The 7,701-nt window shown below is 72.0% G+C and carries 3 protein-coding genes; 2 read left to right on the plus strand and 1 reads right to left on the minus strand.

Going from position 1 to position 7,701, the window contains the following annotated elements; all coding sequences use genetic code 11:
- Positions 1-62: 62 nt before the first annotated feature.
- Positions 63-2,162, minus strand: a complete 2,100-nt coding sequence (locus FLL47_RS13000; RefSeq protein ID WP_144120767.1) for a cellulase family glycosylhydrolase — start codon at positions 2,160-2,162, stop codon at positions 63-65.
- 377 nt (positions 2,163-2,539) lie between these two features.
- Here FLL47_RS13000 and FLL47_RS13005 point away from each other — a divergent pair, with 377 nt between their 5' ends.
- The gene (locus FLL47_RS13005; RefSeq protein WP_144120768.1) at positions 2,540-6,886 is read left to right on the plus strand and encodes a bifunctional nitrate reductase/sulfite reductase flavoprotein subunit alpha; all 4,347 of its coding nucleotides are present in this window, start codon (positions 2,540-2,542) and stop codon (positions 6,884-6,886) included.
- Between the two features lie 79 nt (positions 6,887-6,965).
- The gene (locus tag FLL47_RS13010; RefSeq protein WP_144120841.1) at positions 6,966-7,610 is read left to right on the plus strand and encodes a pyridoxine/pyridoxamine 5'-phosphate oxidase; all 645 of its coding nucleotides are present in this window, start codon (positions 6,966-6,968) and stop codon (positions 7,608-7,610) included.
- Positions 7,611-7,701 lie beyond the last annotated feature (91 nt).

Raw genomic sequence — 7,701 nt, forward strand, 5'->3', positions numbered from 1 at the left:
GGGCAATGAAACTGTGAACGGCCGGTGGCGAGGGCCACCGGCCGTTCCGGAGAGCGCGGCTGTCAGCTGGTGGTGCCGGTGACAGATCCGCTGGTCGCCTTGGTGACGTAGTAGGTGACCGTTGCGCCGCTCCAGAAGTGGAACGTGAGCGTCACCCGGGATCCCGCGTTGACCTCCGCGAAGAACTCGGGCTTCAGCGTGATCGTGCTGCCCGCGTAGTTGGGCGCGAACGCCACGTCGAACTCCTTGAACGAGGTCCAGTTGTGCGGGCCGGCGAAGGTGCCGTCGGCGTACTTGGCCTCCATGGTGGCGAGCTGGTCGCCGCGGAACTGGGTCGGCACGGCGAAGGACGCCGCTGTGCCCGTCGCGTTGGACACGATCGGGGGGTCGTACGTGACGATGTCGATCCGCCACGGGACGCCCTGGGAGAACCTGGCGTGCAGCGTCGCGTTGACGCCGTACGCCCGGCTGCCGACCAGGCGGGTCAGCGCGGACGCGGTGAGCGTGAGCGTGCCCCCGGAGACGGTGTAGTCGGTGCCGCTCACCAGGTCGGTGGTGCCCTGGCGCAGGCCCTGGAAGGTGGTGCCGTTCAGGTTCAGGGCGAGCGTCTTGGCGGTGACCGCGGTGGCCTTGGGCACGTACACCTGGTCGGCGTACGCGGTGCCGGAGCGGGTCGTCCAGCTCGACTTGAGCTGCGCGAACAGTTCCGGGTCGCTCCACTGCAGCGAGGTGCGGCCCAGGTGCTGGCCGTTGTCCCACAGCATGGTGGTGAGCTGCTTGGCGCGGGCGTAGTAGCCGAGGTACTCGAAGAACTTCAGCTTCTCGCCCTGCTGGACGGTGCCGGTGTGCCGGTCGAAGCCGAGCAGGCCGTACTCGCCGATGATCACCGGGATGCCGCGGGCCACGAACGCGTTGTACACGCGGTCGAACTGCCCGACCAGGTCGGCCTGCGTGGTCGCGTCGAACCGGGTGCCGCCCGCGACGTTGACGCTGAACGGCCAGTAGCCGTAGAAGTGCACGGTGGCGATCAGGTTCGGGTCGTTGAGCTGCGTGAACGTGCTCACCAGCTCGTCGATGCGGGCCTGGTCGGCCGACGTGTGCAGGGTCGGCAGGACCAGCAGGCGGGTCGCGTTGTTGCCGCCCGACTGGCGCACGATCTGGCGGAACGACGTGTTGAGCTCGTGCAGCAGCTGCGCGCTCTGGGCGTCGCCGGAGCTGCCGGTGAACTGCGGCTCGTTGACGCTCTCGAAGGTCAGCTTGGCCGAGTGGTTGCGGAAGGCGGCGGCCAGCTGCGTCCAGAGCGCGTTGTACCGGTTGAGCACGTTGGTGCGGTCGGCGGGCATGTTGGCGATCCACTGCCACGAGTCGTGATGGATGTTGATCATCACGTAGAAGCCGTCCGCGAGGGCCCAGTCGACCACCTCCTTGACGCGGCTGAGCCACGCGGCGTCGATGGTGTAGTTCGGCGCGGCGCCGTGGTGCTGGCCCCAGGTCACCGGGATGCGGATGCTCTTGAAGCCTTGCGCCTTGACGGTGTCCAGCAGCGCCTCGGTGACGCGCGGGTTGCCCCAGGACGTCTCGTCGGCGCCGGTGGCGTCGAAGGAGTTGCCGAGGTTCCAACCGGGCTGCATCGCGGCCACCGCGGCCATCGGGTTGACGGCCGGCGGCCCGGACGGGGACGGCGAGGCCGACGGCGAACTGCTGGCCGAAGGGCTCACGGCCGGGCTGGACGGCGGCGGTGTGGTGCCGCCGACGCTGCCGGTGCAGGTGACGCCGTTGAGCGTGAAGGAGGTCGGCGCGGTGTTGGTGCCTGACCAGGAGCCGTTGAAACCGAACGAGACGGTGCCGTTGGTCGCGATCGCGCCGTTGTAGCCGACGTTGGTCGCCGTGACCTGGCTGCCAGAGGAGGTGACGTTGGCGCTCCAGGCCTGGGTGACGCGCTGTCCGGACGGGAACGTCCAGACCAGGGTCCAGCCGTTGATCGGGTCACCGAGGTTGGTGACGTTCACGTTGGCGGTGAATCCGCCGGGCCACTGGCTCGGGGCCGAGTAGGCGACGCGGCAGCCCGCTGCGGCGTACGCGCCGGTGGCGGCGGCGAAGCCGAGGCCTGCCACCAGGGCGGCGGTCGCCGCGGCGGCCAGACCGGCCCGCCATCGTCTCATCCGTACTGTGCTCGATTGACCCGTCATGATGCTCCTTAGTCGTGGGCGCGACCGGATGCGGTGCACGGCCGGGCTGCCGCGGACACCGCTGATGATCAATGGACATTAGTTTTGACGATAAACTTTGTCAATCGGTGCGGAGCGATGCCAGGTGTGCGCCCGGCCGGATCGGGCGGACCGCGGGGCGCGCACCGCTTGTGCGATGCCTCAGGCGTCGCATGCGCGACGGTGACTCACACATGGGTGGTTGCCGATGTGTGGCGCGCGTAATGTCCAGGGGCGGGTGGTGTGACGCCTCGGTAACGGCGGGTTCCTACCGTCGGGAGGCATCACGGGGCGTCGCCCGGGTGCCTTCGCCGACAGTGGAGGAATCAGGCATGGCGTCCGCTGACCGTGCTGGGACGTCCCAGGTCAGGACAGTGTGTTCGTACTGCGGCGTCGGCTGCGGGATGATCCTGCACATCGGGCAGGACCCCGGCGGCCGCCGGGTGCTGAAAGTTTCCGGCGACCGCCAGCATCCGGCCAACCGCGGCAGGCTGTGCACGAAAGGCGCCACCAGCGCCGAGATGCTGGCCGCGCCGGGCCGGCTGGCGACCGCACGGGTGCGGCCCGCACGCGGGGCCGAGCCGGTGGACGCAGGCGTGGACGAGGCGATCACCCGCACCGCGCAGGGGCTGCGCCGGATCATCGACGAGCACGGCCCGGACGCGGTGGCGCTGTACGTGTCGGGCCAGCTGACGCTCGAGGCGCAGTACCTGGCGAACAAGCTGGCCAAGGGCTTCATCGGCACCAACCAGATCGAGTCGAACTCGCGGCTGTGCATGGCCAGCGCCGGCAGCGGCTACAAGCTGTCGCTGGGCGCGGACGGGCCGCCCGGTTCCTACGACGACTTCGACCACGCCGACCTGTTCTTCGTCATCGGCTCGAACATGGCCGACTGCCACCCGATCCTGTTCCTGCGGATGATGGACCGGGTCAAGGCGGGCGCGAAGCTCATCGTGGTCGACCCGCGCCGCACCGCCACGGCCGACAAGGCCGACCTGTTCCTGCAGATCAAGCCGGGCACCGACCTGGCGCTGCTCAACGGACTGCTGCACCTGCTGGTCGAGGCCGGCGACATCGACGAGCGGTTCATCGCCGAGAACACCGAGGGCTGGGCGTCGATGCCGGGGCTGCTGGCCGACTACCCGCCCGCGGAGGTCGCCCGGATCACCGGGATCCCGGAAGCGGACATCCGCGCCGCCGCGGCGCTGATCGGCGCGGCCCGGGACTGGATGAGCTGCTGGACGATGGGGCTCAACCAGAGCACCCACGGCACCTGGAACACCAACGCGCTGTGCAACCTGCACCTGGCGACCGGCGCGATCTGCCGTCCCGGCAGCGGGCCCTTCTCGCTCACCGGCCAGCCGAACGCGATGGGCGGCCGGGAGATGGGCTATATGGGACCCGGCCTGCCGGGGCAGCGCTCGGTGCTGGTCGCGGCCGACCGGGAGTTCGTCGAGCAGGAGTGGGGCCTGCCGGGCGGCACGCTGCGCACCGAGGTGGGCAAGGGCACCGTCGAGATGTTCTCGCGGATGGCCGACGGGCAGATCAAGGCGTGCTGGATCATGTGCACCAACCCGGTCGCGTCGGTCGGCAACCGGCGCACCGTCATCGCGGGCCTGGAGGCCGCCGAGCTGGTCATCACCCAGGACGCCTACGGCGAAACCGAGACCAACGCGTACGCCGACGTGGTGCTGCCCGCGGCGACCTGGTCCGAGACCGACGGCATCATGATCAATTCCGAGCGCAACCTGACCCTGGTGTCCGCGGCGGTGCCACCGCCCGGTCAGGCGCTGCCGGACTGGCAGCTCATCGCCCGGGTCGCCGCCGAGATGGGCTACGCCGACGCGTTCGACTACGCCAGTGCCGAGGAGGTCTTCGCCGAGCTGCGCCGATTCGCCAACCCGCAGACCGGATACGACCTGCGCGGCGTCACCTACGAACGGCTCCGGCAGAGCCCGGTGCAGTGGCCCGCGGCCCCGGACGGGCCGACCCGCAACCCGGTGCGCTACCTCGGCGGACAGCCCGCCGAGGTAGCGGACGGAGTCCGGCCGCGGTTGACGTTCCCGACCGCGAGCGGCCGGGCGGTGTTCCATCCGCGGCCGCACCTGCCCGCGGCGGAGCTGCCCGACGACGACTACCCGTTCGTACTCAACACCGGCCGGCTGCAGCACCAGTGGCACACCATGACGAAGACCGGCAAGGTCGCCAAGCTCGGCAAGCTCAACCCCGCGCCCTTCGTCGAGATCCATCCGGCGGACGCCGCGGACCTCGACGTCCACGACGGCGACCTGGTCGAGGTCGCGTCCCGCCGAGGCCGGGCCGTGCTCCCGGCGGTGGTCACCGAGCGGGTGCTGCCCGGCAGCTGCTTCGCCCCGTTCCACTGGAACGACCTGTACGGCGAGTACCTGAGCGTCAACGCGGTGACCAGCGATGCCGTCGACCCGATCTCGTTCCAGCCGGAGCTGAAGGTCTGCGCCGTCGCATTGACGAAGGTGGCCGCGCCGGTGGACGCGACGCCCGCCCCCACGACGGCGCAATGGCAGCCGGGGGAAGGTGCGGTGGAGGCTGCGGTGGACACCGCCGTTCCGCCGCTGCCCGCCGTCGCCGCGAGCGCGCTGCTGGGAACCGACGAGCTGGCCCCGCCCGTGTTCAGCCGGGCACAGCGACGCTACCTGGGCGGTTTCCTGGCCGGGGTGGCGGCCGCGCCGTCCGTCCCGGCGACGGTGCCGCGCCTGCCGGGCGACGCCCCGTTCGACCCGGACCAGACGCTGTGGCTCAACGGCTTCCTGGCGGGCGGACACTCCCGCGCCTGCGCTCCCGGCAGGCCGCCGAGCACGGACGACCGGGCGGGCACGGCCCAACCGGACCTCGTCATGCGCCTGCGCGAGGGATCGGGCGAGGCGCTGCCGGCCGACGACGCACGGTCCGTGCTGGTGCTGTGGGCGTCGCAGACCGGCAATGCCGAGGAGTTCGCGGCGACGGCCGCCCGGCGGCTGGCCGAAGCGGGCTGGCAGGCCCGGCTGCGCAGCATGGACGGCCCGGCGCCCGACCTGTCGGCCGGGGACGCGGCCCTGCTGGTGATCACCAGCACGTTCGGCGACGGCGACGCCCCGGACAACGGGGCAGGGTTCTGGGACTTCCTGGACCAGCCCGCCGCGCCCCGGCTCGACGGCCGCCGTTACGCGGTCCTGGCCTTCGGCGACTCGTCATACGCCGACTTCTGCGGCCACGGCCGCCGCCTCGACAGCCGCCTCAGCGAGCTCGGCGGAGTACGCCTGGCCGAGCGGGTCGACTGCGAGCCCGACTACGACGACACCGCGCTGGCCTGGCTCGACCAGGTGGTCACCGCGCTGGCCGCTGACCCCGCGTCCGGAAAGGGCACCTCGTCCGCGCGGCCGGAGGTGGCCGTTCGCCGCGCCGTCACGCGGCGGGCCGGGCCCGGCTCAGGACGGTCCGGCGCGTCCGGATCGATCGCGACGGCGGGCGCCCCGGTAGGCGTCGTGGCGGCCACGGCCAGGCCGGAGGGCGGTGGCGGGGGATCGGCGGTAGGGGTCCTGGACGCCCGGCCGACCAAGGTCAGTCCACTGACGGCGCTGCTGAGCGGCAACCGGCTGCTCAGCCTGGACGGCTCGGCCAAGGAGGTGCGCCGCTTCACCTTCGACACCAGCGCGGGCACGCTGGACTACGCGGCCGGGGACGCACTCGGGATCTGGCCGACCAACTGCGCCGACCTGGTCACCGAGTGGCTGGCCGTCACCGGCCTGAACCCCGACGAGATCGTCGACGCGGGCGGGCCCGTGCCGCTGGCCGAGGCGCTGCTGCGGCGGCTGGACATCACCCGGGTCACCCCGGGCCTGCTGCGCTTCGTCGCCGAGCGCAGCCACGACGCGCACCTGAAGACGCTGCTGCGCCCCGACAACAAGGGCGAGCTGGCGAAGTGGACGTGGGATCGGCAGGCCGTCGACGTCGTGGCCGAGCATGCCGTACGGGCCGCGGCGGCGGACTGGGTCGCGGTCCTGCCGAGGCTGCAGCCTCGGCTCTACTCGATCTCCTCGTCGCCGCTGCTCGACCCGTGCCGGGTCAGCCTCACCGTGTCGGTGGTGCGGTTCGGCAACCACCGTGGACAGCCCCGCAAGGGCGTCTGCTCGTCGTATCTCGCCGACGCCGCGCCGGATACGCCGGTGCCGGTGTTTTTGCAGCGTACGCCGCATTTCCGGCCGCCCGTCGACGGAGCCACGCCGATGATCATGGTGGGTCCGGGCACCGGTGTCGCCCCGTTCGTGGCGTTCCTGCAGCAGCGGCGGGCGGCGGGCGCCCGCGGGCGCAACTGGCTGTTCTTCGGCGAGCAGCGCCGAGCCACCGACTTCTACTACGCTGACGAGCTTGCCGAACTCGCCGCCGACGGTGTGCTCACCAGGCTCGACCTGGCGTTCTCGCGGGACCAGCGCAGCAAGGTGTACGTGCAGGACCGCATGCGCGAACACGGCGCGCAGCTGTGGGCGTGGCTGCAGGAGGGCGCCCACTTCTACGTGTGCGGCGACGCCGGGCGGATGGCCAAGGACGTCGACGCGGCGTTGCGGGAGATCGCGGCCGTGTACGGCCGCCTCGACCCGGCGGCGGCGACCGCGTACGTCAAGCAGCTGGCGGCGGACCGGCGTTACCTGCGGGACGTGTACTGATCGGACATCGAGCCGGGTGCCTGCCGTAGGCCTGCCCGCAGGCCTGCCGAGGCTGATCCGGGAGAATGGCGGCGTGTCCATGCGTGATCTTCTGCGAGGGCTGCCGGTCTTCGCCCAGCCTCTGCCTGCCTTCGACCCGGACGCCGCCGCGCCGGACCCCGCCGACCTGCTGGCCGCCTGGTTGCAGGAGGCGATCGCGGCCGGGGTGTCCGAGCCGCACGCGATGACCCTGGCCACCGCCGGGCCCGACGGACTGCCGGACCTGCGGGTGCTGATCCTGAAGGACCTCGACGCCGAGGGCCTCTACTTCGCGACGGAGTCGATCAGCGCCAAGGGCGCCCAGCTCGGCGTCAACCCGCAGGCGGCGCTCGGTTTCTACTGGCGCGAGCAGGGACGGCAGATCCGCGTCCGCGGGCCGGTCCAGCCCGCCGGTCCCGAGGTGAGCGCCCAGGACTTCCTGGCCAGGCCGATCGGCTCGCGTACGGCGAGCCTGATCGGACGCCAGAGCACCGTCCTGCACGATCCCGCCGACCTCGCTGCCGAGCTGACGGCCGCGCAGGCCCGGCTGGAGGCCGACCCGCAGCTGGTCGCCGAGCACCACACGGTGTATCTGCTCAAGCCGATGACCGTGGAGTTCTGGCAGGCCGACGCGCAGCGGCGGCACATCCGGCTGCGTTACCGCCGCACCGGCGACGGCTGGCGCACCGAGCGCCTGTGGCCGTGACCGCGACCGGCCGTGGGGGGGGGGGGGGGGGGGGGCCCCCCCGGGGGGGGGGGGGGGGGCGGGCGCGGGGGGGGCCGGGGGGGGGGGGGGC

This window comes from Catellatospora sichuanensis (assembly GCF_007483665.1).
In the GTDB taxonomy this organism is placed as follows: domain Bacteria; phylum Actinomycetota; class Actinomycetes; order Mycobacteriales; family Micromonosporaceae; genus Catellatospora; species Catellatospora sichuanensis.

Excerpts from the sequence above, each read along its gene's own strand:
- FLL47_RS13010 (WP_144120841.1), top strand. The coding sequence starts at position 6,966 with ATGCGTGATCTTCTGCGAGGGCTGCCGGTCTTCGCCCAGCCTCTGCCT.
- FLL47_RS13005 (WP_144120768.1), top strand. The coding sequence starts at position 2,540 with ATGGCGTCCGCTGACCGTGCTGGGACGTCCCAGGTCAGGACAGTGTGT.
- FLL47_RS13000 (WP_144120767.1), bottom strand. The coding sequence starts at position 2,162 with ATGAGACGATGGCGGGCCGGTCTGGCCGCCGCGGCGACCGCCGCCCTG.